We start from the raw sequence: 24,835 nt of genomic DNA, 5'->3' as shown, positions 1-24,835 counted from the left end.
CGTCCCTCCTGCCACCCGCCGACGCAGCAACCGCCGACGCTACCCCGCAGCCTGTCGCTGCGTCGATGGCCAGAAGATCGTTTTCCTACTCAAGTAAGATTTTGGTATGAAGATCAGTGTGAGCATCCCGGATGAGGACGTTGCAACACTCGATGCGTACGCAGAAACGCACCAGCTACCGTCACGGTCGGCGACGATCCGACAGGCGATCCGGATGTTGCGGGGATCCGAACTGATTGTCGACTACGTAGCGGCATACGAGGACTGGTCCGACGAAGACGCAGAGGTGTGGGACGCCGTTGCGGGCGATGGACTTGAGACCGACTGATGCAACGGGGCGAGGTCCACATGGTCGACTTCGGTCCCGCCATTGGTTCCGAGGTCGCTCAGCGCCGGCCTGCTGTCATCGTAAGTAACAACGCTGCGAACGCCGCTGCGAACCTCACAGGACGCGGCGTCATCACTGTGGTGCCGCTGACCTCAAACGCTGACCGAATTCTGCCGTTTCAAGTCTTCGTCGAAGCCGCCAATACAGAACTGCGCGTCGATTCCAAAGCTCAGGCAGAACAGATCCGCTCAGTTGCAACGAGTCGAATTGGCGATCGGATGGGCGTGCTGCCCTTCGAACTCATGGAACGGCTCGACGACGCCCTCCGGCTCCATCTCGATCTTTAGGCAGGGGGGCCGGTGTCGATGATGGCGGTGCGAAGGTCGGTCATGTCGAGGATCGTGTACTTGCCGCCGATGCGGCCCCACCCGGTTCCGGTTCGTGAGGCGCCGCCGAAGGGCGGGTGCTGTTCCCAGAATGCGGTCCCCTCATTGACCAGGACGGTGCCTGTACGAAGCTCATCGACGGCCCGGTAGGCACGAGCCAACGACGAGGTGAACACCGAGGCCTGCAAGCCAAGGTCGGAGTCATTGGCGAGGGCGAATGCCTCGTCGTCGGTGTCGAAGCAGGTGATCGGCACCACGGGGCCGAAGGTCTCGTTACGGAAGACGTCCATGGCGGGCGTGACGTCGTCGATGACTGTCAACTCGTAGTACAGGTTCGTACAGCGGTCGGCCTCGCGTTGTCCGCCGTGCAGCCCTCGGGCACCTTGGGCCCGGGCCTCGGCGACGTGGGCATCCATGCGGGTCGCGACCGCCTCGTTGTTGAGTGGCCCCATCAACGTGGTGTCGTCCAGCGGATTGCCGAGGGTGACGCCCTCGGCACGCTCCACGACGAGGTCGACGAGTTCGTCGTGGACCGAGCGGTGTACCAGCAAGCGTTCGGTAGCCACACAGCACTGTCCCGACACGAAGTGCGCGCCGAACACAGCGGCACCGGCGGCACCGGCCAGGTCGGCGTCGTCAAAGACAATCTGCGGGCCGTTCCGCCGGGATGTTCATCGGGAAGTTCCACGGCGTGACCAACGCATAGACACCGTTCGGTTTGCGGTGGGTAAAAACTCGCTTGCGCGGGTCGACGCTCGGCAGCACATGGGTTTCGAGTCGCTTGATCTCCTCGGCGGCCAACCGAAAGATCTCGGCCGACTCGGCGAGTTCGTCGACAGCCTCTGCCGCAAGCGGCTTGCCGCTCTCGCGAGCCGGTTGTTCAGCGTGCGGGTCAGCTGACGCCTCGATACAGCCCGCCGCAGCATGCAGCAGTTCAGCGCGTTCGAAAAAGCTCAGCCGCTCCAGTTCGGTCGCGGCCTCGTTCGCGCCGGCGACGGCATCGTCGATGTCGGCAAGCGATGCAGTATCGACCTCTGCGAACACCTCGCCAGTAGCGGGCTCGACGACCGCGAGCGCCGTGATACTGCGGCCGATGCGCCGCTCGCCCCCGATGAGCTGATGCATCTGCGCACCCTAGGCCGAGGCCGATTTTCCGCTGAGCAAGCGCTCGCAGCCGGAGACGACACCGCGGCGGAACATCTCGAGCTGGCCATCGGGCCACGGGATCTCGGGCCGCTGGGCCCTCCAGCCGAGGATCGCCATGCCACGAATCAACTCGAACATCGGCACGAGCGCCAGATCGTCATCGCTGATGGGGCGCACTGCTCGGTAGCTACCCAGGAACGCCTGCCGGGCAGCCTCGAAGTCCGCAGTGCCTCTCGAATGGAACATGGCCACTGCGATGTCGTACTGGTGCCAGCCGAAGCCGGCGTCGTCGAAGTCGATGACGCTCAGCCGGCCATCGTGGGTGAGCAGGTTTGCCAGGTGCAGATCGGCATGGATCAAGCTGAAGGTCCGACGCGGTTCGCCGTAGCGACGCAGCCGTTCCCGGCAGTGATCGCGTGTTGCGATGAGCAGGTCGCGCTCGCGGGCATCGAGCACCGGGTTCTCCCAGAACGGGCCCCAGAAGGGCGCATTGCCGAGCAGACCGTCGGTGTCGAGGCGATGGCGCCGGAACGATGACGGCGGTGTCCAGGCGGTCGCCTGGTTGTGCATCGCTGCCATCAAGCCGCCGAGCTGTCCGAACGGCTCGGCGATCTCGACCGGTTCTGTTGCATCAGTGCACTTGTCGTGCGCAGTGAGCAGCTCACCGACGATCTCACCCGGCGCCCAAAGGTTGAGCCCGACCTGCCGTGTCTCATCTTGGGCGACATCGGTGGGCACGAAGTAGCGTCCGTCGGGCGCAGCAACCGGCGTCGGCACGGAAATGCCGCTGCCGCGCAGCGCCTCCAGCCACGCGCGTTCGGAGTTGAGTTCGTCGAGGGTGTGGTAACCGGGCCGGTGCAATCGCAGGACGTAGGCCTGACCCGAGCGGTCGTCGTCGGCGCGAAACGTGACGTTCTCGCTGATGCCGACAAGTTTCAGGCGCGCCGACCCGAGGCCGAACGCTCGGAGCGCCTCCCGGGCCGGCGATGCGTACGGGGCCACAGCCCCGTCAGCCATCGAGATCGTGCAGCACAGCGTCGAATGTTGCCAAGAACTCGTCCGCGTGGGACTGCTGCAGAACGAGCGGCGGCCGGAGCTTCAGCACGTTGGCGTGGGCGCCGGCGTTCGACGCCAAGATGCCCTGGTCCTTCAGACGATCGGTGACCTCCACCGCCCGAGCACGGTCCGGAGCCAGGTCACCATCGGGCGTCACCATCTCCACGCCGATGAACAGACCGTGCCCGCGAACGTCGCCGATCCAGGGGCACCGTTCGGCCCGTTCGGCCAGCGCAGCCTTCAGCTTTCCGCCGATCTTGCTGGCGTTGGCCGCCAGGCCGTGCTCGGTGATCTCATCGATCACTGCATGACCCACAGCGGCCTGCAGGGGACTGGCGGCGAAGGTGTTGAAGTGCCGCGTGCCCTTCCGGAATCCCTCGACGAGAGCGCGGCTCGCGACCGTCGCGGATAGCGGCAGGCCATTGCCCATCGGCTTGCCCATCACGGCGATGTCCGGCTCGAACCCCGTGACCTCGTAGCCCCACCAGCGTCCCGTGCGGCAGTAACCGGCCTGCACTTCGTCCGCGATGACCAGTCCGCCGGCGTCGCGCACCATCTCTGCAGCTTTCGCCATGAAATCGCCGGGGATGTCTGGCAGACCCTCGTTGGCCAGGATCGAGCACAGGATGATCGCCGCGACACCCTGTCCCGATGCCTCTAAGTGGTCGATGGCAGCAGCGAGCTTTTCCAGGTAGGCGTCGGCAAGCTCGCCGTCGTCGAGCCCCTCAGTGATGGGGCGATAGCGCTGCGGAAAGGGGATCGTTGCCACCTCTGGGTGCTCCGCGGGTCGTCTCGCGGCCAGCGTCAGGGCAATCACCGCCTCGGTGTTGCCGTGGTAGGTGGCATTGGTGGCGATCACACCCCGTCGGCCCGTTGCCAGCCGCGCCATCCCCAGCGCCACCTCGACGGCCTCGGTGCCGCTGCAGCTGATGACGGCGCTCTCAATGCGGTCGGTATGTAGGCCCACGAGCCGTTCGGCGAAGCTGACGATGCCCTCGTGCAGGTACCGGCTGTGCACGTTCAGCGTGGCCTGCTGGGCAGCCATCGCCTCGGCGACACGTGCGTTGCCATGGCCCACGCACGGGACGTTGTTGTACATGTCGATATAGCGGCGGCCGTCGGCATCGAACAGCTCGACGCCGTCGCCGCGCACGATGTGCAGCGGCTCGGAATAGAACAGCGGCGCGCCTGCGCCCAGTGCCTGATCCCGCCGAACTCGAAGTGACGGGCCCGATGTCGAATTCATTCGCACGCACCCCAAGCGTCGCAGCCCTCGGGCACGGGCGATGCGGGGCGCTGCCGCCAGGTCACTCCGCGGGGGTCAGGAGCGCGGAATTGGAATGCTTGGAACCCGGCTTGCGTCCCAGCACGATCTCCGGGGTGAGCAGATCGACCGGACCTGGCATGCCGGACGGATCTGAGTAGTAGCCGAGCGCGTAGTTGCCCATCGAATACCCCATCAGATCTGCCAAGTCCGGATCGAGGTCCTTGGCGACATCGGGCGGGCATGACAGGAACTGATTCTCTTCTGTGCGCAGCCATCCGAGCGTGTAGGTGATGTTGATGCCGGTGCGATCGGCGTCGCTGCGGTTCTCGCCTCCGCCGTGAATTACCGAACCCGAGTACAGCAATACCGACCCGGCGCCCATCGTGGCCTGCGTCTTCTCGTCGTCGGCAGCCCGGCGCTCTGGGTCCCAGCCAGGGCTGCCGGGCACGATGCGTGTCCCGCCGTTCTCGTCGGTGAAGTCGGTGAGCGCCCACATGGTGTTGAACTGCGGCTCGATCTGGTCCGGGATGTAGCCGCCCCATGCCAGGCGGTCTCGATGCAGCGGCTGAGTGCCCTGGCCGGTTTTGATGTTGATTACCTGGGTCAGGTGCAGTTGGATCTTGTTGGTGTAGGGGCCGAGAAACCGGTTGGCCATGCTGATGATCTTGCGTTGCATGACCAGTTCACGGCACGAATGCGAGCGCGCCACGAGCGCTCCGGTGCGGGTCGTGTTGTGGCCGGAGAAGTTGTCGAGCCCGCCCGGAGTGCGGTCGATCCAGGGGCGCAGCTCGGCCTCGAGCCGCTCGACGAGGTCGAGGTCGATCGCGTCTTCGATGATGGCGCCGCCGTCGATTCGCACCACCTCGGCGATTTCTTCCTCATCGCTGTCCAGTGTGAAACGTGCAAGCTCAGCCATGTCGCCACAGTACGCCGCGCCAGCTGCCGCCGCCGCTCTCCACCGGCGAATTACCGCGCCGCTGACCCTCAGCTCAGACGGCGACGATGCAGCGGCGACAGGTGGGCCACTGGTTCACCGTTGCTCGTCACCGTGAACGACTCGCCGTTCGCAACCGCACGCATGATCTTCCCGCTGTCGTTGCGGAGTTCGCGCTGGCTGATCTCGCGTTCCACATGCGAACTGTGGCACCGCGTGCTACCACTCGAATGGAGTTGTCGGTCCGCGTCACCTGCCAAGCGTTCCCTCATCGGCAAGAGCCGCGGATGGGAGGGACGGCTAGGCCGTTTCGGATTACAGGGCGCCACGCTGGAGTTGCCTCCTCGCGTTGGTGGCTTCGCTGATGCTCGCTGATGCAGGCACGGAGGTTCGACGTGCTCTTCGCCCCGATTCTGTACGAGATTGCCGTGAGTCCATGGTGAAGGAAGCGGCTGCTGGCCTCGCTCCAGGTCACATGAGCATCCACTTCGGCTTGCATCTGCTCAAGCCGCGCATTCACTTCGCGCTGGCAGTCCGAAAGCTGCTTGCGGAGGTCTTTGAGTTCTGCCTCGGTGTTTGCGACAAAACGGCGGTAGCGGAGATACTGAACCATGAGGCCTGCGATGCTGAGCGCCGAGACCAGTGCCGACCATGCAATGAGCATTGACTTTGGAATGCCGGCTGCGAGCAGTGATACGACGGTGGCAGTCATCGGCTCGCTCCAACTGCGCGAGGTGTGGGTCGGTGCCGATGAGTTGATGCCATGAGCGCATGACAGCAGGCGTTGGCGCATCAAGCAACTAAATTTATTGAAATATGCTGTTAAGTGCTCAACAGGAACCTGATACTCCATATGAGCGAAGCTCGACCTCGTTGCCGTCAGGATCACGGACATAGACGGCTGATCCCCAGCCCCGCGCCCCATAGACACGCGGCGAGCGCCGTACGACCTCGACATCAGGGTGCGCAGCGATTGATTCCATGTCACCGGTGACCCAAAGCGCGAAGTGCCCGAGGTTCTCGCCGCTGCGTTCCGTCTCGACAAGGTCGATGATCGTGCCCTCGTCGATGCGTACCGAGACGAACGGAGCCTCGCCTGCGGTCCATTCGTCATAGCGGACCGGTGACAACCCCAGTCGGTCGCGATACCAACTCAGCGAGCGTTCGGCGTCGGCGACATTCAGCACGATGTGATCTAGCCCTTGTACCGGTTCCACGCCATCAGTATGGGCGACGGGCCTACGCTGCGGCGCGTGGCCTCAAAGACGGATGCAGCACCGGTCTTTACCGCAGACGATGACGGCTTGCACGGACATCTCGCCGGTGACGATTGGTGGTTCACCGAGACGGCTTGGTACTCGTTCCATCACCGTGAGCGGGCGCTGGGCGGGTGGTTCTACACCATGGTCCGCCACAACATCGGTACAGTCGCCGGCGGAGTGTGGGTGTGGGACAGCTCAGCGCATCTGCCGTGGGAAGTGCCGTACAACTCCAATCTCAGCGCCTTGGAGCTGCCTGGGGGAGTCGATCTCGGTGACGTCACGCTGCCGAACGGCATCGCAATCAGAGTCGAGACGCCCACGCTCGCGTACTGCCTCGGCTACGACGATCCGGGACGCTTCTGTGCTGATCTGCGATTCGAAGCGATCGTGCCGCCCCGCCCGCTGGCAGCCACTGCCTCCACGTTCGGCCGTTCCGCTCACTTTGACCAGATCGGCCGGGTCACCGGGACCATCGACCTCCACGGCGAAACCATCGACATCGACTGCTGGTCGATGCGCGACCGAACGTGGGGCCGCCGCCCCGAAGACCGTCCCCGACAAGCGGCCTACGTGACCGGTGTCGGTGATGACGGTTCAGGCTTCCTGGCTGTCACCAACATTCGGGACGGCACCGACCGGGTCGCCTACGGCTTCGTCCAGCACGGAGACTCACAAACCAGCCTCGTCGACGGCGAGCGGACCGTGCTGCGCGATCCCGACGGATGGGTGACGGAAGTGCGAATCAATGCCGTCGACGCCTCGGGAGCACGATTTGTGGCTGCGGGACGCTCGGTCAGCCGGATCGTGATCAATCGCCACAGCTTCATCGACATCAACAGCCTGATCCAGTGGGAGGTCGACGGCATCGGCACGTGGTGGGGCGAGGATCAGGACATGTGGCCCGTGCATCGATTCGCTGCGGCCAAACGCAGCGGCGACTGGTCGATTCCCGGGACCCGACGATGAGACATGCGTCATGAACCTCGGGGACCACGAGCTGTTGTCACGGTTGGCAGACACGGTGCGCAGTGACATCGCACCAGCAGTCAGTGACGAGTACGCCCGGACACAGGCCTTCATGGCGGCAGTGATTCTTCAGCGGCTTGCGAAGCAGGCCCGGCTCGGAGCCAAACATGGCGCCGCCGAGATCGGCGACGTCGCCGCGCTGTCGCACGAGCTCGACATACTGTTCGCCAGAGCGGATGCCACTACGGAAGTCCCTTCCGAGGTCCGGGACGCCGCCGTTCGCATGCGCGCCCAAGCGTCGATTGCTGCGGCGTCGGACGTCATTGACGCCCTGTACCAGTGGGGGCCTGAACACCCCGAAGCTGCTTCGGCACTGGTTGCCATCCGGCAGATGCTCCGCCGTGACATCGATCGACGCATGGACATTGCACAATGACCGCAGCGGGGGAGCGCGGCGCCGTGGCCGGGAAACAGGATCTGTCGGGTGTGCTGAGCGAGTACCTGCAGGAACGCCTCGGCACGAGCGGCCCTGTCGACATCGTGAACTCGGAACGCATCGCGGTGGGCTGGTCGCACGAGACGTGGCTCTTCGAGGCCGTGTGGGTTGACGGTGTCGCCAAGCAGCGACGGGACTTCTGCCTGCGTCGCGATCCCGGCAATGCACTGCTACGCGTGGAATCTGATCTGGCCGAGCAATTTCGAGTCTTGCGCTGCCTCGAATCCACTGACGTCCCCGCACCTCGGGCGTACTGGTACGAGGCCGATCCAGCGGTGCTCGGAGCCCCCGCCATCGTGATGGAGAGAGTTGCTGGCGAGTGCCCGAGTCCGTGGCGTCGAGCGGGACGTGATTACTACGCAGCGGCTGCCGAGCGAGGTGTGCTGCCCGTGAGCTTCACCGAAGCGCTGGCAGCGGTGCACAACGTGGATTGGCGGTCCGCGGGCCTGGACTTCCTGGGCGTTCCAGGAGCAGGCACTGATTTCGCGCTGCGCGAGGTCGAGAAGTGGCAGCGGCTCATCGTCGATTCAGGCCATCCGGGCCATCCGATCCTCGCTGACTTGATCGGCTGGCTGAAGCACAACGCGCCGTCGACTGAACGGCTCACGCTTGTGCACGGCGCATATCGAACCGGCAATGTCTTGATTCACGAGGATCGGGTGTCGGCAATTCTCGACTGGGAGCTGCAGGTCATCGGCGACCCGATGTACGACGTCGCCTACATGCTCACAGAGCTGAACCGCGAGGGCACCGAGCTGCTGTCGAATGTTGTGCCGCGGGAGCTGTTCTTCGAGCACTACCGGCAGGCCACAGGCATCGAGATCGACGAGGAGCGCTGCGCCTACTACCAGTTGCTCTATGCGATGCGTTCCGCTGCGTTCTGGATGAGCGCTGCCGGCCTGTTCGCCGATGGCGCCAACGATGACCTACGCCTCGCGCGCACCCACTGGTCGGTCACGGTCGCCTTGGAGCGCGCCGCCCAAGAATTGGGCTACTGAGGGCCGCTGCTGCGCCCGCGAGCCCCTAGTCGGCGAAGGCGTCGATCATCGCTTCGACGTCGCCGAGCGGGTACAGGATCGGGCACGTGGCGCCGTTGGCGATGTAGCCGTCGACGGCTTCACGGGCTTCAGCAGGGGTGCCTGATGCAGTCAGCATCTGCACGATGTCGTCGGGAACGAGGCGCGACGCGGCTTCGACTTGTTCCGCCGTGGCTGGCCACGTCAGCACCTTGCCGACTTCTTCGAGCAGCGATTCGGGCACGCCCGAGGCCTTCATGATGTGGGGTTGCTGGCCCAGGTACTGGGTGACCATGTTGCGTGCCATGTCGAGCGCCGTCGAGCGGTCCTCGTGCACGGAGCACACCACCAGCTGGGGGCGGTCGAGATCGTCGACGCTGCGACCGGCCGCTTCGGCCCCGCGTTCGAGAGCGTCCATCGCACGCGAGTTGTAGTCAGGCGAAACCAGGTAGTTGAGCACCACGCCGTCGGCGATCTCGCCGCACAGCTCCATCATCTTCATGCCCGTAGCGCCGATGTAGATCGGGACATCCTTGGGTCGGCGCTCCTGGTACACGTAGTCGAGCTCGACGTCGTCGAGATGGACGTGGTCGCCGTGGAACGTGACGTTCTCGTTGGCGAGCAAGGCCCGAACCACGGTGGTGACCTCTCGCATGGCGCCCAACGGCCGGGACCGGCTGATGCCTACCTTTGCGGCCAGCGGATCCCACCAGGCGCCGAGCCCGCAGATGATTCGTCCAGGGGCGAGGTCGTCGAGCGTGGAGAACATCGAGGCCAGCCGAGCCGGGTTGCGCGACCAGATGTCGATGACGCCCGCGCCGATCTTGATCTGTGAGGTGGTCGCGGCGAACGCGGCCATCGGCACGCTGGCCTCGCGCACCAACCGGGAGTCGGCTTGCCACACCGCCTCGAAGCCGCGCTCCTCGGCGTAACGCGCAAAGCCCATGGCTTCGCTGATGGTGTGAGCGTCCTGCAGGTAGAGCGCGTTTCGTGGCGACATCATCGATCCAGTGTCATTGATCCGGGGCCTCCCTCGCGCCCTGCAGCCATCGGCGGGACGTGCATCAAGGTGCTGCCGCGGAACATAGCCTCAGATCCTGATGTCCAACCACACAGGTGGAGCCGGAGCACGCGACAGCGCCGGCTCGTTTTCTGCCAACTTCGCTGCGCAGCTCGCCACCAAGGTCACCGACCCGGCGGGACGCAGCCATGTCGTCGAGCGATTCCGAGAGCAGGGCATCAGGCTGCCTACGTTCGCAGAACTCGCCGATCCTTCCCTCATCGACCCTGACATCGACACAGCGCTTGCCGACGTCGACCCAGACTTTGCGGATCCGTTGAACCTGTTCCGGGTTCACTGGTTCAACGACGGCAACGGCGGGCGCACCGACGTGCCTGAGCATGTCGTGCTGCCGAGCGAGCTGACCGGCACGCCTGCGCAGGTCGTCGTGGCGTTCGGCAACCGGTTCCCGATGATCGGTGCCCACAAGGTGCTGGCTGCGTATTCCTGCCTCGCGCCGAGAGTCACGTCGGGGCAGTTCGATCCGGTCACACACAGGGCGGTGTGGCCGTCGACGGGCAACTACGCCCGCGGCGGGGTGGCCATCAGCCGGATCATGGCGTGCCGCGGCGCAGCGGTGCTGCCCGAGAACATGAGCCGCGAACGGTTCGACTGGCTGGCCAACTGGGTCGCCGACCCTGCCGACGTGATCCGTACGCCCGGCTCGGAGAGCAACGTCAAAGAGATCTACGACGCGTGCGCAGCGCTCGCAGCGGATCCGGCGAACTTCATCCTGAACCAGTTCAGCGAGTTCTCAAATCACGTCGGCCACTACGAGGTGACCGGCGCGGCGCTGCTGGCTGTGTTTGATCACTTGCGCCAGGCAGCACCTGCGGGCTCCGAGCCGAAGCTGGCTGCTTTCGTCGCTGCCAGCGGCTCGGCGGGAACGCTCGGTGCAGGCGACCGGCTCAAGGACGAACACGGCGCCCAGATCGTGGCGGTCGAAGCGCTCGAATGCCCAACGATGCTCTACAACGGCTACGGCGAGCACAACATCCAAGGCATCGGCGACAAGCACATCCCGCTCATCCACAACGTCATGAACACCGACGTGATCGTCGGCGTCAGCGACCGGGCAACCGACGGGCTCGGGCTGGTGTTCAACACCGAAGCCGGCCGTGACGCGCTGCGCGAGCACCTCGGTGCGGCATCGTGGGTGCTCGACGATCTGGGGCACTTCGGCTACTCGTCGATCTGCAACGTGCTCGCCGCGGCCCGTGCCGCCAACGAGCTGGGCCTGGGGCCCGACGACGTGGTCATGACCGTGGCCACTGACGGGTTCGAGATGTACTACTCCGAGCGCGAGCGTCATCTCGTCGAACGGCACGCAGGCAGCTTCGATGCGGGCGCTGCCCGCAGCATCCTCGAGCAGCATCTGGCACCCGACGCCCACAGCGAGCACGCGCCTCACATAGAAGTGCTCACCGAGCGGGGCCGCGACCGAATCTTCAACCTCGGCTACTACACTTGGGTCGAGCAGCAGGGTGTGCCATTGGAGGACTTCGACGTCCGCCGTGACCAAGCGTTCTGGGATTCGTTGCGAGGCCTGCCCCGACTGTGGGACGAGATGATTAACGACCTCAACGACGAGGTCGCCGGCACGTTCGTGTGAGCGGGTCTCACACTGTTCGAACGAAGGCACTCGAATCCGCGCGCAGGCGATGCTGCGAACGCTCACTGCGATGAGAGAATGACACCATGAGTGGATCGAGCGGGGGAGCAACTCGGATCGATGGCGAACGGCTGATGGGGCGACTGGATGAGTTGGCCCAGATCGGCGCCATCGCGGGAACCCACGGAAATTGCCGCTTGGCACTCACCGACGAGGACCGCGCTGGACGCGACTTGGTGTGCACCTGGATGGCCGACCTGGGGCTTGAGATCACCATCGACGGTCTCGGCAACGTCGTGGCGTGCACCGAACCGGGCGGCGTGGCCGACTCGGTGATGATGGGCAGCCACATTGACACGGTGGCCACCGGCGGTCGCTACGACGGGAACCTCGGCGTGCTGGCTGGGCTGGAGGTCATCGAGTCGGTGCTGGCGAGTGGTCACATGCCCTCCCGCCCGCTGTCCGTGGCGTATTTCACCGACGAGGAAGGCAGCCGGTTCGCTCCCGACATGCTGGGCAGCCTCGCCTACGTGGGCGGCATGGCTCTCGAAGAAGCGCTGAAGATCACCGACCGGGAAGGCGTCTCGGTCGGCGGCGAGCTGGACCGCATCGGCTATCGCGGATCGGCGCCTGTTCCCGGCACCGTGCCGTATGCCTACATGGAGCTGCACATCGAGCAAGGTCCAGTGCTCGAGTTCCACGGGATCCAGATCGGCGTCGTGGAAGGCGTGCAGGGCATCTCGTGGACTGAAGTCACGCTGCGCGGGCAGTCGAATCACGCTGGAACCACGCCGATGCCGCTCCGACGCGACGCGGGCTTGGCTGCGTGCCGTATCGCCGGCGAAGTACGTGAGATGGCGCACAACATCGGCGACTCGCAAGTCGGCACTGTGGGATCGATCTCGCTTGTGCCAAACCTGGTGAACGTCATTGCAGGTTCAGCCACGATGACGGTGGACCTCCGCAACACCTCCGAGGGAATGCTGCAACACGCAGAGGCGCGACTCGATGAGATCGTCGCTCGCATCGCCGAGGGCGAGCACCTTGCTGCTGCCATGCGGCGGACGGCACGCTTCGAGCCGATCGATTTCCATCCGTCAGTCATCGACCTCGTCGAGCGCTGCGCCGCCGAAGCGAGCCTGACGCACCGTCGCTTGCCGTCGGGTGCAGGCCACGATGCGCAGATGCTGGCGCGTGTGTGCCCGACCGGGATGATCTTTGTGCCGAGCTTCGACGGCGTGAGCCACAACCCCGCGGAGTACACGGCGCCGGAGGACATCGAGGCAGGGGCGAACCTGCTCGCCGATGTGGTGTGGCGCCTCGCCAATGGCGACATCGACGGGGTTCTTTCCAGCGGAGCAGACGCTGCGAGCGATGAGATGGCTCGATGAGGCCGCTCACCGTCGGCGCCGCGCAGCTGGGACCGATCGCCCGCTACGAAACGCGTGCCAGCGTGGTGAAGCGCCTGATCGCGCTGCTGCACCAGGGTGCCGAGCGGGGCTGCGATGTCGTGGTGTTCCCCGAACTGGCGCTCACCACCTTCTTCCCCCGCTGGTACTTTCCTGACGACTCACCCGAGCTGCTCGCGTACTACGAGACCGAGATGCCATCGGCGGATACCCAGCCGCTGTTCGACGAGGCCAAGCGCCTGGGCATCGGCTTCCACCTTGGGTACGCCGAACTGACGCCCGACGGGCACCGTTTCAACACCGCGATCCTGGTCGAGCGAGACGGCACCCTTGTCGCCAAGTACCGCAAGGTGCACATTCCGGGACACGACGAGCACGAACCCCAACGCGCCTTCCAGCATCTCGAGCGCAGATATTTTGAGGAATCCGCCGAGGGATTCAGCGTGTGGCGGGCATTCGGCGGCGTCATGGGAATCGCACTGTGCAACGACCGTCGCTGGCCTGAGACCTACCGCGTGATGGGCCTCCAGGGCGTCGAGATGATCTTCATCGGCTACAACACGCCGCTGCACTACGCGCCCGACCCGATTCAAGACCCGCTGCAGGCCTTCCACAACCACCTCGTGATGCAGGCAGGCGCGTACCAGAATGGCACCTGGGTGGTGGGGGTCGCCAAGGGCGGTACCGAAGAGGGCGTGGAATCGCTGGCGCACTCGGCAGTGATCGCTCCCTCAGGCCAGATCGTGGCTCAAGCCGTCACCGACGGCGACGAGCTGATCGCCGCTCGCTGCGACCTGGACTGGTGCTCGCAGTACCGCGACACCCTGTTCGACTTCGATCGCTACCGCCGACCCGAGGTGTACCAGCTGATCGGCGAGCAGAAGGGTGTGATCCCGCCGCCCTAGAGAGCCGCCTGGACTGTCGCCCGATCTGGGTGCCCTCAAACCGTCGGGTGCACCGCTTGGGCGGGATCGGTGCGCGAAGCTCGGATGGCGGGGTAGATCCCGGCCAGTGCGCCGATGGCCAAGGCGGCAGCGATGCCACCGGCGAGCGCAGTGGTCGGCACTGAGGTCACCCACTGCTGGCTGCGGGCGTAGAAGACAGTGATCGCGGAGCCGATGAGCACACCGCCTGTCCCGCCCAGCACCGCCAGCAACGACGATTCCACCAGGAACTGCTGGGCGATGTGGTGACGGGTGGCACCGAGGGCCCGCCGGAGACCGATTTCGGCACGGCGTTCGAGCACGGAGATCACCATGACATTCGCAATGCCGACGCCACCCACAAGCAGCGCCACGCCCCCGAGCCCCAGCAGCAATCCGGTGAAGGCCGCCTCGGTGTATTCGCGGGCAGCAATCAGGTCGCTGGGCCGGCTGACCCCGACCTCGGCGGGCGCCTGCGGCCGCACCGTCGCGGCCATGATCTCGCGCACATCGTCGAGAAGTTCGGGATCGTCGGGCACGTGCGAACCCGTGCGCACGAAGACCCGGCTGGGAGAGCGTTCGAAGCCGAACAGTTGCTCAGCGATCGGCTCGCCGATGATGGCGGACCGATCGATGCTGGGCGCCAGCGGCACCGGGTCGGCAATGCCGATCACCGTGAAGTACACGCCCGACAGGTACACCTGCGGAGCCTCGGCTGTGCTGCGCACTGCCAGCCGTTCCGCAGCGACCGCACCGAGGAGCACATTGGGAAGCCTCTCGGTACCGGCGTCGAGCCATTTGCCGTCGGCCACGGTGATGCCGAGCACGCCGCGTACGTCGCCATCGGCTGCGAGTACCGAGATGCCGCCGGTCTGGCCTGCGGGAATGAACTCGCTGCGGCGTACGGTCGCCTCGACGCCGCTGACGGCGGCAGCGCTTCGCACCGGGCCAATGCGTTCGATCATCGCAGCTGAAGCCGGTGGCAGCTCTACCTCGTCACCGGTGAGCGAATCGGAGGGCGAGAGCTCGAGCAGGTCCGGGCCGAGGGCGTCAAGGTCGGCTTGCAACTGGGCGTCGCTGGACGCTGCAATACCGAGCACCGAAACCATGGCGGCGATGCCGATAGCGATACCGACCGAGCTCAGGGCCGTACGGGTACGCCGAGCCCAAAATCCCAGCGTTCCGGTCCCCAGTACATCCCGCAGCCGCATGCGGCTGCCGGCCTTGCGCGGAACTGCCCCGCCGTTCGCGGTCGACGGATGCATCGGTCAGCCTGTCGCAGCCGTGTCGTGATCAACCCGCCCGTCCAGCAGTGACACGGTTCGGGGCAGGGACGCCGCCAGGTCGCGGTCGTGCGTGATCACCACAATCGTGCTGCCGGCCACGTTCAGGTCGCGCAGCAGCGAGATGATCTCTGCGGCGGTTCGCGAGTCCAGGTTTCCGGTGGGTTCGTCGGCGAGCAGGATCGCCGGGTTGCCGACCAGCGCACGGGCAATGGCGACGCGCTGGCGTTCGCCGCCCGACAGCTCTGCGGGGCGGTGCCCGCTGCGTCCGGCGAGACCGACATGTTCGAGCATGTGCGCGGCGAGCCGCCGACGCTCGGCGATCGGGACAGCTTGGTACAGCAGCCCGGTCGCGACGTTGTCGAGCGCGTCGAGACCGGCGATCAGGTGGAATTGCTGGAAGACGAAACCGATGCGCCGGCCGCGCATTGCCGAGATTCGGCGGTCGGGCAGGCCGCGGAGCACCGATCCTTCGATGGTGACCTCGCCCGAGCTCGGTCGGTCGAGCGCACCCATCATGTTGAGCATGGTGCTTTTTCCTGAACCTGACGGGCCGGCCACGGCGACGAGCTCGCCGCGGCGCACGGTCACACTCACGCCTGCGAGCGCATGCACCGGCTGAGTTCCGGGATACGTCTTGGTGACCTCGCTCAGCGTGAGTACGGCTGGTGCCGCCGGGTAACGCTCGGCGGGTGCCTGGGCACGCTCAATGTGGCGGACTGGCATCAGGGCACGATGACGGCCTGGCCCGCCGACACGTTGCCTTCGATGGCAACTTCGTTGCGGTGGATGGCGCCAATCGCAACGCCGACGAGACGGATCACGCCGTCCTCGTCGACAACTTCCACCCCGTAGCCACCCTTGGCCAGCGCCACCAGCGCTGCAATCGGCACCACCGTGGCGTCGTGCGCGAGGACGTCTGAGACTCGTACCGTCACCGGGCTCTCGTCGAACGCACTGCCTGCGCCTTCGAGGGCGATCTGGACATCGAGGAACGACGACTGCTGCGCACCTTGGCCCTGAGCCCGGGCAACCGTCGATACGAACGTCACTGTGGCGCTCACCTCGGTGCCATCGGGCAGTTCCACGTTCACTGCGTCACCGGTGCTGAGCAGACCGGCGTCGGCGGTGTCGAGTGCGACCGTGACATGGCGGTTCGTCGAGGTGACCGACAGCACAGGCCCAGCCTGGACTCGGTCGCCGAGCCCCACGTGTACTTCGCTGATGCGCACGACCTCGGGCCGGTACACCACGGTGCCGAGCTCAACAGTGCCGGTGACGGGGAGCCCCGCCGCGGTCTGCCACGCCTCGACGGCCTCGGCTGTCACCGACGTGAACGTCTCGTCCACGGTGAGGTCCATGTCCTCGGCGTAGCCCTGTCCAACGAGCCATGATTCGAAGCGGAACACATCGGTGCCGTCGTCGATGCCGCGCTTGAGCGTGCGATGCAACGGTGTGGTGCCTTCGAGCAGCACGACGGGTTGAGCCGAGACCTCGTAGAGCTGTTCGCCGAAGCCGACCAGCGCGCCTTGCTCTGACAGCCACGTCGCGATCCCGTTGAGCAGGTTGGGCACTGCGCTGGGTTCGCCGTACCCGAGCGTGCCGTCGATCTCGACAACGTCGACGAGGTCCTTGACCACAATCTCGATCGTGTCGTAGGCGGGCGTGAACTGCGCCGAGGTCGTGTCGGCGCTGTCGCCGGAATCGCTGATTTCGTCGGTCGCGTCCGCATCCAGGAGGCCACATCCGCTCAGAATCACGGCAACTCCGAAGACCGCAACCAACCACCTCACCCCAGGCCGCTCATCCACCGTTTCCTCCACGTCGTCCGCCGAAGAGTCCGCCACCGGGTCCCGGTTGGCCGCGAAGTCCCTGGTCTGTCGCGCACTGCTGGATTGCCGAAGCGAAAGCCTGTGGATCGATTTCGCCGGAACCGAACAGCTCACGCATGCCGAAGCCTCGTCCTGCGCCGGCATCGAAGTTGGGATCCGGCACACCCTCGAAACCTGGCTGCTCCCGGACACAGGCGAACACTGCCAGCACAGTGTCCTGGCGTTCGGCTTGTTCTTCGGGGGACAGTGCGGTGACGCCGACGACACCTTGGAGGACCGATCGGCATTCGTCGAGGACGTCGGGGAACTCGCCGTCCTGTGGATCGATGCTCAGTTCCTCGAGCGCTTCACGACCGCCGAAGCCGCCCTCTGGCGACGGATCGGGCCACTGCGGGTAGGTCTCCCGCATACAGGCAGCGAACTCGAGCCGCGCTTCCTCGATGGTCATCTCCTCGGGGGGCGCTTCCGCATCCTCCGTCGTTGCCGTCTGCGACTGGCTGTCAGAGCTTGACGCGCCTGAGGTGGCGGTCTCGGCAAGCGTCGCTATCTGCCCGGTGCCGCTCTCGTCGGCACCCGACGCTGCGCATGCAGCGGCTGCGAGCAACACGGCAGCGGCCAAAGCGCCGCAATGGAACAATGCAGTGGTGCGATGACACGAAGGCATGTTCGAACAACTACCGAACGAATCTGAGAGTGCGATGAGAGGCCATCGTGGCGTCCGCGCCTGCGATTGGGGCCCGCGGTGGTGCGAATGACCGCCCGGCGGTGCGACAATAGCCAGCGGGGAAGGGACAACGGTGTCCCCGAGGAAGGTTGCCGATGACGACCGAGTTCGTGTTGAACGGCTCGCCGGTGACGGTCGCCAGCGACCATGAGCACCTGCTGGCGGCTCTGCGAGATGAACTGGGAATCATCTCGCCCAAGGACGGATGTGCGCCGTCGGGCCAGTGCGGCTGCTGTGCGGTATTGGTGGACGGCAGGGCACGGGTGGCCTGCCAGACCAGTCTTGAGCGCTCAGCGGGCACTGAGATCACCACCGTCGAGGGCTTCGACGACGCCGAGGTGGACGCCATGGCGAACGCCTTCGCAGCACACGGCGCCCTGCAGTGCGGGTTCTGCACGCCCGGCATCGTGGTGCGGCTCAAGGCCCTGCTCGACCGCAAGGGCTCGGCGCTGACCCGAGAAGAAGCGAGCCGCCACCTCGGCGGGCATCTGTGCCGCTGCACTGGCTACACCAAGATCCTCGACGCGGTGGAGTCGCTGGCGTCGGGAGAGGTGCCGGTGGCGCTGCCGCCGAAGGGCGTCGGCAGCTCCGGCGTTCGCTACGAGGCTCGCGAGCTCACGCTGGGCAGCCGTCCCTATATCGACGACATCGTGATCGACTCGTCGATCAGCGGTGTGACGGCCCCGTACGGCATGCTGCACGGCGCGCTGCGCTATGCCGACCACGCCCGTGCCGATGTGTTGTCGATTGGCACCGGTGCCGCTGAAGCAGTACTCGGCGTACAGGCTGTGTTCACCGCCGCCGACATTCCCGGTGTGCTGCGGGTGGGCCTCATCCACAAGGACTGGCCGGTGATGATCCCGGTCGGCGGGCGCACCTCCTACCTCGGCGACGTGCTCGCCATCGTCGTGGCCGACAACCGGCCCGCGGCCCGGCGCGCCGCAGAGCTGATCGACGTGGCCTACGACGTCCTCGAACCGATGACCGACCCGGTACGGGTGAAAGACAGCGACATCGACGCCGTGTGGGAGCTCGACGGCAATGTGCTGTCGCGCTCCACCTACGCCCGCGGCGACGTCGAAGCTGCGCTGGCGGCATCGGCGCACACGGTGACCGAGACGTTCCAGACCCAGCGCATCGAGCACGCCTACCTCGAGCCCGAGTCGACCCTGGCCGTACCCACTCCTGCTAACGGGGTTCCCGCCGGACTCCACGTGTACACCGGCGGGCAGGGCATCTGGGACGACCGCAACGACATCGCCGCGGTGCTGGCGCTGGACCCTTCGGTGGTAACCACCGAGCTGGTGTCCAATGGCGGGGCGTTCGGCGGCAAGGAGGACATGTCGAACCAGGCCCACGCGGCGCTGGCGGCGTGGCTGACCGGCCGCCCGGTGCGCATCACGCTGTCGCGCGAGGAATCGCTGATCATGCATCCGAAGCGGCATCCCATACGCATGACGTATGAGGCCGGCTGCGACGCCGACGGCAAGCTGACTGCGGTGCGGGCCCGCATGTTCGGCGACTCGGGCCCGTATGCCTCGGTAGGCATGAAGGTGCTGGAACGGTCGGCGGGACACGCCACCGGGCCGTACCTGGTGCCGGCCACCGACGTCGAGGCCATCGCGGTGCGCACCAACAATCCCGTGTGCGGCGCGTTCCGTGGCTTCGGAGCGAACCAGGCGCAGTTCGCCATGGAAGGCGTCATGGACCGGCTGGCCGAAGCTTTGGGCATCAGCGGCTTCGAGATGCGTCAGCGCAACGTGGTCGTGCCTGGGGGAGTGTGGGGCCCGGGTCAGATCATGGACGACGGCTGTTTGGGCGCTCAGGCCTGCTTGGACGCCGTGCGCGAGCCCTACGAGGCGGCCCGCGCAGCCGGCAAGCCCGTCGGGATCGGGCTGGGACTCAAGAACTCGGGCCTCGGCAACGGCTTCAAGGAGATCGCCAAGGCCGTGGTGCGCTTCTGTGCTGACGGCACCCTCGAGGTACGCCACTGCTGGACCGAGATGGGCCAGGGCGTGCACACCGTCGCGCTGCAGGTCGCGGTGGAAGAGCTCGGCGTCGACCCCGAAGCAGTGAGGGTCATCGTGGACTCCACCCGCGAGCTCGGAGCGGGCCAGACCACCGGCAGCCGCGGCACGCTCATGGGCGCAGGATCTGTCGCCGATGCCTGCCGTACTGCGCTGGCCGACGGGTGCCAGCTCGAAGTGGACTACGAAGGCGAATACCGGGTCGACTGGACCAACTCGCTGTCGGAGGGCCTCGAACACCCAGTGATCCATTCCACGTTCGGGTACGCCGCACAGGTGGTCATCCTGGATCCCGACACCGGCATCGTGGAACGTGTCGTCGCAGCGCACGACGTGGGCCGGGCTGTGAATCCGCTGTTGTGCGAGGGCCAGATCGAGGGCAGCGTGCACATGGGCCTCGGCTACGCGCTCAGTGAAGGCTTCCCCGCTGACGCCAGCGGTCGACCGCTCAACACCACGCTGCGCAGCCTCGCGATCATCCGGCCCAAGGACATGCCCGATGTCGACGTCATCCTGGTCGAGTCGCCACAACCCGGCGCTCCCTACGGCATCAAAGGCGTCGGCGAGATCGGTTTAGTGCCAACGGCCGGCGCAGTGGCGGCTGCCCTGCGCGAATACGAAGGCGTCTGGCACAACGAGCTGCCGATGCGCAACCCGTCAAACCGCGAACGAGCCGACGCCTGGGTATAGCTGCGCGGGTGTAGTGGGCTGATGACGTCCGACGTCAGCAGCCGATGGCGCCCGCAGGCGGCGGCAGCTCTGCTCGATGCGAGCTGGACTGAGGTTGGTGACAAACCGTCGGAACGTTTCCCGCCTGATTGTGTGAATGTCGTCGAAATTCACGACACAGTCGGTCGGCACACCGTCGAGGGCGGCAGACACCTCCAATTCCGAAACCAAGCCTCGCCGAGTCTTCGTCAGTGCCGCGACGACGACGGCATCGATTCGGTCGGCAACAGGATCGCGGGTCAGCACCAAGACTGGACGGTCGCCGTTGGGTGCATCCGCTCCGGCATTGCTCGGAAAAGGGGTAAATATATCTAAATGGTATGAAACAAGCTTTGCCAAGGCGCCAGCAATGCCTATGGTCCGAGATCGACTGTGTCGCCGCACCAGAGGACTTGTGACATGTCCGAAGAACATCGATCTCGCCTCTACGCTTGGTTTTGTGAGCAGATTGACGAGCCGCTTGCTCAGTAGTTGATGACGTGCTTGGCCCCCGCGCCGCTGTCGGACCTCGCCACCAAGTCCGACTTGAAGCGTTTCGTCACCAAGGACGAGCTGGCGAGTCAATTCGACAAGCTCAGGGATTGGATCGAGAGCAAGTTCGACCGCCTGATGGACCAGCGCGAAGCCGATCGCGCCGAAGTGACGAGCTGGCGCGAAGCCGGCCGCGCCGAAGTGATGAGCTGGCGCGAAGCCGATCGCGCCGAAGTGATGAGCTGGCGCGGAGCCGATCGCGCCGAAGTGATGAGCTGGCGCGGAGCCGATCGCGCCGAGGCAGCGGCTCAGCGCCAGGCTGATCGTGCTGAGGCAGCGGCTCAGCGCCAGGCTGATCGTGCTGAGGCAGCGGCTCAGCGCCAGGCTGATCGCACCGAGGCGAAGCACCAATTCCGTTGGATGGTGGGGATTGGCGTATCGATCTTCGTGGCGATCGTGGCACCGATGGTGATTTCGCTCTTCTCGGGCTGACCCGAACTCCATCTCGCAGCGGCCACCGAACGCCTGGAATTCGCAGGAGACCTAGCGCCGACGACGTGCCTCCATCAGTCGTGGCGCGAACCGGATCCCGAACATTGCCACTCTGGGGCCCGAGTGATCGAAGTGGCAGAGTTCACGCCATGACGTCATCCGGTTCAGTCACGTTCGGCCTGTTGCTTCCCTCACGGGAGTTTGCGATGTACCCGCCACACGACGGGGACCCGCGTCGGCTCGTCGACCTTGCCGTCCGGGCAGAGCAGGCCGGTCTCGACGCTGCATGGATCGGCGATTCCCTGCTGGCCAAGCCTCGGGCCGAACCGCTCTTGGTGCTGGCAGCAGCGGCAGCGGTCACCGAGCGCATCGACCTCGGCACGGCGGTGCTCCTGGCGGCAATGCGGCCAGCCGCGCAGCTCGCTCAGCAGGCCGCCACGGTCGACGCGCTGTCGGGCGGCCGCTTGATCCTCGGTGTGGGTGCAGGCCCCGGTCTGCCGCAAGTGCGGGACGACTTCGATCTGGTCGGTGCCGACTTCGATCGCAGGGGCGGTCGGATGATGGAGGTGGTGCACGACGCCCGCGAACTGTGGCGAGCAACAGACGCGCCGGCGGACCTTCGACTGCAGCCGATGTGCGCGACCGGCGGAGGTCCCCGGATGTGGCTGGGCGGCTCGGGCCCGCGAGGCCTCGAACGCGCTGGCCGCCACTTCGACGGCTGGTTTCCCACTGCTCCTGTGGTCGACGACTTCGCAGGTCAGCTCGCCGCGGTGCGAGCCGCAGCTGCCGACGGGGGACGTGACCCCGCGACGATCACCGCTGCGGCGTACCTGACGATCAACATCGGCGAGCCCACTGCCGCCGCAGCCGAAGTCGCCGAGCATTCGATGCTCTACTACGACGTCGAGATTGCGGTGCTGGAGAAGATCATGGGCACCAAGTCAGGTGCCGCTGCAGAAGTCGGCGCCTGGCTTCAGAGCTACATCGATGCCGGCTGTGAGCACCTGTGCATCCGTCTGGCGTCGCCTTGCGTCGACACCCAACTCGACCGCCTCGTCGAGCTGCTGCCCCAGCTGCGCACCTGATCAACCTGACCTGATCAACCCGGCCTGATCAAATCGAGACATCAGGAAGGCTCAGCGGGCTCGGAGGCCGGGATTACGCTCGCAGCCGTGAGTGAGGGGGGTGCGACGACGCCGGGACTCGTGTGTTCGCACCACCACCTGTATTCGGCGCTGGCCAGAGGCATGCCTGCCCCGCCGCGCATCCCAGGCGGCTTTGCTGAGATCCTCGAACTCGTGTGGTGGCGGCTCGACCGGGCACTCGACCTCGAGATGCTCGAGTGGTCAGCGAAACTCGGTGCGCTCGAAGCGCTGGAATCCGGCTGCACAGCCATTGTCGATCATCACGAGTCGCCCAACGCCATCGACGGCTCGCTCGACGTGGTCGCAGCGGCGTGCGCCGAAGTCGGCGTGCGGGCGAGCTGTTGCTACGGCGTCACCGATCGTCACGGCGCAGACGGGGCCCGGCGCGGCCTGGCAGAGAATGAGCGCTTCCTCACATCAGGCGGTAGGGGGTACGTGGGCATCCACGCGGCGTTCACCTGCACCGACGACACCTTGGCAGCAGCCGCAGATGTGGCCCGCCGCCACGATGTCGGCGTGCACATCCACGTCGCAGAAGGTCCGCCCGACGCCGACGCCGCGCAGCGACTTGCAGGCCTGAGCGACGAGCGTTGGCTGCTTATCCACGGCGTCCATCTGCCGACCGACCACGGCCTCGCAGGCACGATCGTGCACAACCCCCGCTCGAACATGAACAACGCCGTCGGATACGCCGATCCGGCCCGTTTCGCCGTGACGAATCCGATCGCGTTGGGCACCGACGGCATCGGCGCTGACATGCTCGACGAGTTCCGTGTCGCGTACGTGCGCTTGCGGGAACACGACGTGGTCGCATCGCCCGATCAGCCCTGGGAGTGGCTGGCTCACGGCTGGGAGCTGATGCCCGAAGCCCGTCACGACGTGGTGCGGTGGTCGTACCCGAGCGCCGACCCCTGGCATCTCGCTTACACGCCGGGCGTGCACCCGATCGACGTCGCGATCGACGGCGAGCAGGTGCTCTCAGCCGGGGTTGCCACACGAGTCGACCCTGCTGAGGTGCGTGCGAAAGCCGCCGAGCAAGCCCAGCGTCTTTTCGCGGCGCTCGACGAACTGGACTAGAGGAGGCCGGCAATGGCTGCACTGGTGACGCGCAATCAGCTCTTCGACGGGCGCGACTGGCCCGCCGCACCCAAAGAAGTGCTGGCATTTCACCGACGCTTGCCGGCGTATGCACCGACGCTGGTCATCGACGCACCGCGGCTGGCCAACAGCCTTGGCGTCGGACGGGTTCTGGTGAAGGCCGAGACCCAACGGATGGGGCTGCCGTCGTTCAAAATCCTGGGTGCGTCGTGGGCGTCGTACCGCGCCATCTGTGAACACCTGGGCGGCGAACCGCCTCCGTGGGCCAACATCAACGCGCTGGCGGCCAGCCTGGCTCACCTGCGCCCGATGACACTTGCCGCCGCCACCGATGGCAACCACGGCCGAGCGGTTGCCTTCATGGCGCGCCTGCTGGGCTTCGGTGCGCACATCCTGGTGCCCGACGGCACGTCAGAGGCTCGGATCGCGGCCATCCGAGGCGAAAGTGCCACCGTGACCGTCGTGGATGGCTCGTACGACGATGCAATCGAACAAAGCGCCGAGATGGCCGATGAGCGCTGTCTCGTCGTCTCGGATACCTCCTGGCCGGGATACGAGACTATCCCGGCGAATGTGGCCGAGGGGTACACAACCATCTTCTCCGAGGTCGACGACGCTCTTGCCGCCAACGACATCGGCCAACCCGATCTCGTGGCGGTCCCGGTGGGTGTCGGTGCTTTCATGGCCGCGGCGGTCACCCATTACCGCAGCGGCGAGCACCGTCCGGTGCTGGTGTCGGTTGAGCCCGACGACGCGAACTGCGTGCAGGCCTCGACGATGGCCGGGGAGATCACCGAGACCCCCGGCCCGCACCGCTCGATCATGGTGGGGCTGAACTGCGGTGTGCCATCGCCGTTGGCGTGGCCGATGCTCGCCAGCGGCGTTGATTGGTGCGTGTCTGTAGACAGCGACGCCGCCCGTCGGGCAATGACTGACCTCGCCAGCTCGCAGGTGGTGGCAGGCGAAACCGGCAGCGCGTCGCTTGCGGGCCTTCGGGCATTGCTCGCCGATGACGAAGGCAAGGCGGCTCTGCCCGATCCGGAGAACGCCACGGTGCTTGTCATGGTCACCGAAGGCGCCACCGACCCGGGCAACTACGAGCGTATCGTCGGCCGGTCGCATACCTCCGTCGGCAGGGTCCTGACCGCAGTACGTTGAGCGCGCACCAAGCGC

25 protein-coding genes and 1 pseudogene are annotated in these 24,835 nt (G+C 65.9%); 12 read left to right on the top strand and 14 right to left on the bottom strand.

The features are described 5' to 3' along the window. Window positions 1–106 precede the first annotated feature (106 nt). Complete coding sequence (locus ACQY5K_RS04000; protein ID WP_428120277.1) at window positions 107–328, top strand: ribbon-helix-helix domain-containing protein; 222 nt, start codon at window positions 107–109, stop codon at window positions 326–328. Beyond that, entirely contained in the window at window positions 328–675 is a 348-nt protein-coding gene (locus tag ACQY5K_RS03995; protein WP_428120275.1) for a type II toxin-antitoxin system PemK/MazF family toxin, read from the top strand. The genes ACQY5K_RS04000 and ACQY5K_RS03995 overlap by 1 nt, the downstream gene beginning before the upstream one ends. Here the strand turns inward: ACQY5K_RS03995 and ACQY5K_RS03990 are convergent. The 8 genes from ACQY5K_RS03990 to ACQY5K_RS03955 all read right to left on the bottom strand — a co-directional run bounded on the left by ACQY5K_RS03990 (window position 672) and on the right by ACQY5K_RS03955 (window position 6,334). Continuing rightward, window positions 672–1,316: an aldehyde dehydrogenase family protein gene (locus ACQY5K_RS03990; protein ID WP_428120273.1), complete on the bottom strand. Its 645-nt coding sequence runs from the start codon at window positions 1,314–1,316 to the stop codon at window positions 672–674. The two genes, ACQY5K_RS03995 and ACQY5K_RS03990, sit on opposite strands and share 4 nt — an antisense overlap. A gap of 34 nt (window positions 1,317–1,350) precedes the next feature. Next, window positions 1,351–1,839 carry an aldehyde dehydrogenase family protein gene (locus ACQY5K_RS03985; RefSeq protein ID WP_428120271.1) on the bottom strand — a complete coding sequence of 163 codons (489 nt, stop codon included), beginning with the start codon at window positions 1,837–1,839 and terminating at the stop codon, window positions 1,351–1,353. Between the two features lie 9 nt (window positions 1,840–1,848). Beyond that, the gene (locus ACQY5K_RS03980; protein WP_428120269.1) at window positions 1,849–2,877 is read right to left on the bottom strand and encodes a phosphotransferase enzyme family protein; all 1,029 of its coding nucleotides are present in this window, start codon (window positions 2,875–2,877) and stop codon (window positions 1,849–1,851) included. Continuing rightward, window positions 2,870–4,162, bottom strand: coding sequence for an aspartate aminotransferase family protein (locus ACQY5K_RS03975; protein ID WP_428120267.1), 1,293 nt, complete (start codon window positions 4,160–4,162; stop codon window positions 2,870–2,872). The genes ACQY5K_RS03980 and ACQY5K_RS03975 overlap by 8 nt, the downstream gene beginning before the upstream one ends. 61 nt (window positions 4,163–4,223) lie before the next feature. Beyond that, window positions 4,224–5,099, bottom strand: coding sequence for a phytanoyl-CoA dioxygenase family protein (locus ACQY5K_RS03970; protein WP_428120265.1), 876 nt, complete (start codon window positions 5,097–5,099; stop codon window positions 4,224–4,226). A gap of 68 nt (window positions 5,100–5,167) precedes the next feature. Next, a complete protein-coding gene (locus ACQY5K_RS03965) occupies window positions 5,168–5,314 on the bottom strand; it encodes a type II toxin-antitoxin system Phd/YefM family antitoxin (RefSeq protein WP_428120263.1) in 147 nt (48 codons plus the stop codon). 71 nt (window positions 5,315–5,385) lie between these two features. Beyond that, on the bottom strand, window positions 5,386–5,970 hold the full coding sequence (locus ACQY5K_RS03960; protein ID WP_428120261.1) for a hypothetical protein: 585 nt from the start codon (window positions 5,968–5,970) through the stop codon (window positions 5,386–5,388). Beyond that, window positions 5,948–6,334 carry a VOC family protein gene (locus ACQY5K_RS03955; RefSeq protein ID WP_428120259.1) on the bottom strand — a complete coding sequence of 129 codons (387 nt, stop codon included), beginning with the start codon at window positions 6,332–6,334 and terminating at the stop codon, window positions 5,948–5,950. The genes ACQY5K_RS03960 and ACQY5K_RS03955 overlap by 23 nt, the downstream gene beginning before the upstream one ends. Window positions 6,335–6,370: 36 nt before the next feature. Here ACQY5K_RS03955 and ACQY5K_RS03950 point away from each other — a divergent pair, with 36 nt between their 5' ends. The 3 genes from ACQY5K_RS03950 to ACQY5K_RS03940 are packed head-to-tail and all read left to right on the top strand — an operon-like array spanning window position 6,371 to window position 8,839. Then, window positions 6,371–7,345 carry a DUF7065 domain-containing protein gene (locus tag ACQY5K_RS03950; RefSeq protein ID WP_428120257.1) on the top strand — a complete coding sequence of 325 codons (975 nt, stop codon included), beginning with the start codon at window positions 6,371–6,373 and terminating at the stop codon, window positions 7,343–7,345. 10 nt (window positions 7,346–7,355) lie between these two features. Further along, window positions 7,356–7,781 carry a hypothetical protein gene (locus ACQY5K_RS03945; RefSeq protein WP_428120255.1) on the top strand — a complete coding sequence of 142 codons (426 nt, stop codon included), beginning with the start codon at window positions 7,356–7,358 and terminating at the stop codon, window positions 7,779–7,781. Then, window positions 7,778–8,839, top strand: coding sequence for a phosphotransferase family protein (locus tag ACQY5K_RS03940; protein ID WP_428120253.1), 1,062 nt, complete (start codon window positions 7,778–7,780; stop codon window positions 8,837–8,839). The genes ACQY5K_RS03945 and ACQY5K_RS03940 overlap by 4 nt, the downstream gene beginning before the upstream one ends. 25 nt (window positions 8,840–8,864) lie before the next feature. Here ACQY5K_RS03940 and ACQY5K_RS03935 read toward each other — a convergent pair whose 3' ends face one another. Then, window positions 8,865–9,857, bottom strand: coding sequence for an LLM class flavin-dependent oxidoreductase (locus tag ACQY5K_RS03935; protein WP_428122534.1), 993 nt, complete (start codon window positions 9,855–9,857; stop codon window positions 8,865–8,867). A 100-nt stretch (window positions 9,858–9,957) separates the two neighbouring features. Here ACQY5K_RS03935 and ACQY5K_RS03930 point away from each other — a divergent pair, with 100 nt between their 5' ends. The 3 genes from ACQY5K_RS03930 (at window position 9,958) to ACQY5K_RS03920 (ending at window position 13,843) form a co-directional block, all read left to right on the top strand. Next, complete coding sequence (locus ACQY5K_RS03930; protein ID WP_428120251.1) at window positions 9,958–11,529, top strand: pyridoxal-phosphate dependent enzyme; 1,572 nt, start codon at window positions 9,958–9,960, stop codon at window positions 11,527–11,529. Between the two features lie 86 nt (window positions 11,530–11,615). After that, window positions 11,616–12,920, top strand: a complete 1,305-nt coding sequence (locus ACQY5K_RS03925; protein WP_428120249.1) for a Zn-dependent hydrolase — start codon at window positions 11,616–11,618, stop codon at window positions 12,918–12,920. Beyond that, window positions 12,917–13,843, top strand: coding sequence for an N-carbamoyl-D-amino-acid hydrolase (locus ACQY5K_RS03920; protein WP_428120247.1), 927 nt, complete (start codon window positions 12,917–12,919; stop codon window positions 13,841–13,843). The genes ACQY5K_RS03925 and ACQY5K_RS03920 overlap by 4 nt, the downstream gene beginning before the upstream one ends. Window positions 13,844–13,878: 35 nt before the next feature. On the opposite strand, the gene ACQY5K_RS03915 is transcribed toward ACQY5K_RS03920, so the two are convergent. From ACQY5K_RS03915 to ACQY5K_RS03900, 4 genes are read right to left on the bottom strand one after another with little or no spacing between them, the layout of a single operon-like run. Then, entirely contained in the window at window positions 13,879–15,126 is a 1,248-nt protein-coding gene (locus tag ACQY5K_RS03915) for an ABC transporter permease (RefSeq protein WP_428120245.1), read from the bottom strand. Between the two features lie 3 nt (window positions 15,127–15,129). Continuing rightward, window positions 15,130–15,870 carry an ABC transporter ATP-binding protein gene (locus ACQY5K_RS03910; RefSeq protein WP_428120243.1) on the bottom strand — a complete coding sequence of 247 codons (741 nt, stop codon included), beginning with the start codon at window positions 15,868–15,870 and terminating at the stop codon, window positions 15,130–15,132. Then, on the bottom strand, window positions 15,870–16,991 hold the full coding sequence (locus tag ACQY5K_RS03905; RefSeq protein ID WP_428120241.1) for a peptidoglycan-binding protein: 1,122 nt from the start codon (window positions 16,989–16,991) through the stop codon (window positions 15,870–15,872). Before ACQY5K_RS03905 ends, ACQY5K_RS03910 begins: the two co-directional genes overlap by 1 nt. Next, window positions 16,948–17,595 carry a hypothetical protein gene (locus ACQY5K_RS03900; protein WP_428120239.1) on the bottom strand — a complete coding sequence of 216 codons (648 nt, stop codon included), beginning with the start codon at window positions 17,593–17,595 and terminating at the stop codon, window positions 16,948–16,950. Before ACQY5K_RS03900 ends, ACQY5K_RS03905 begins: the two co-directional genes overlap by 44 nt. A gap of 200 nt (window positions 17,596–17,795) precedes the next feature. On the opposite strand from ACQY5K_RS03900, the gene ACQY5K_RS03895 reads away from it, so the two are divergent. Continuing rightward, window positions 17,796–20,417, top strand: coding sequence for a molybdopterin cofactor-binding domain-containing protein (locus ACQY5K_RS03895; protein ID WP_428120237.1), 2,622 nt, complete (start codon window positions 17,796–17,798; stop codon window positions 20,415–20,417). Window positions 20,418–20,465: 48 nt separating this feature from the next. Here ACQY5K_RS03895 and ACQY5K_RS03890 read toward each other — a convergent pair. After that, window positions 20,466–20,765, bottom strand: a pseudogene (locus tag ACQY5K_RS03890) (type II toxin-antitoxin system PemK/MazF family toxin); the annotation flags it as partial. A gap of 803 nt (window positions 20,766–21,568) precedes the next feature. Here ACQY5K_RS03890 and ACQY5K_RS03885 point away from each other — a divergent pair. The 3 genes from ACQY5K_RS03885 to ACQY5K_RS03875 all read left to right on the top strand — a co-directional run bounded on the left by ACQY5K_RS03885 (window position 21,569) and on the right by ACQY5K_RS03875 (window position 24,820). Further along, window positions 21,569–22,504, top strand: coding sequence for an LLM class flavin-dependent oxidoreductase (locus ACQY5K_RS03885; RefSeq protein ID WP_428120235.1), 936 nt, complete (start codon window positions 21,569–21,571; stop codon window positions 22,502–22,504). 87 nt (window positions 22,505–22,591) lie between these two features. Next, window positions 22,592–23,641, top strand: a complete 1,050-nt coding sequence (locus ACQY5K_RS03880) for an amidohydrolase family protein (RefSeq protein ID WP_428120233.1) — start codon at window positions 22,592–22,594, stop codon at window positions 23,639–23,641. A 12-nt stretch (window positions 23,642–23,653) separates the two neighbouring features. Then, the gene (locus ACQY5K_RS03875) at window positions 23,654–24,820 is read left to right on the top strand and encodes a diaminopropionate ammonia-lyase (RefSeq protein WP_428120231.1); all 1,167 of its coding nucleotides are present in this window, start codon (window positions 23,654–23,656) and stop codon (window positions 24,818–24,820) included. Window positions 24,821–24,835 lie beyond the last annotated feature (15 nt).

Origin of the sequence: Candidatus Poriferisodalis sp., from assembly GCF_965262965.1 — a bacterium.
Lineage (GTDB): Bacteria > Actinomycetota > Acidimicrobiia > Acidimicrobiales > Poriferisodalaceae > Poriferisodalis.
Note: the sequence above shows the minus strand (reverse complement) of the source record. Positions and strands in the feature narration are given on the sequence as shown.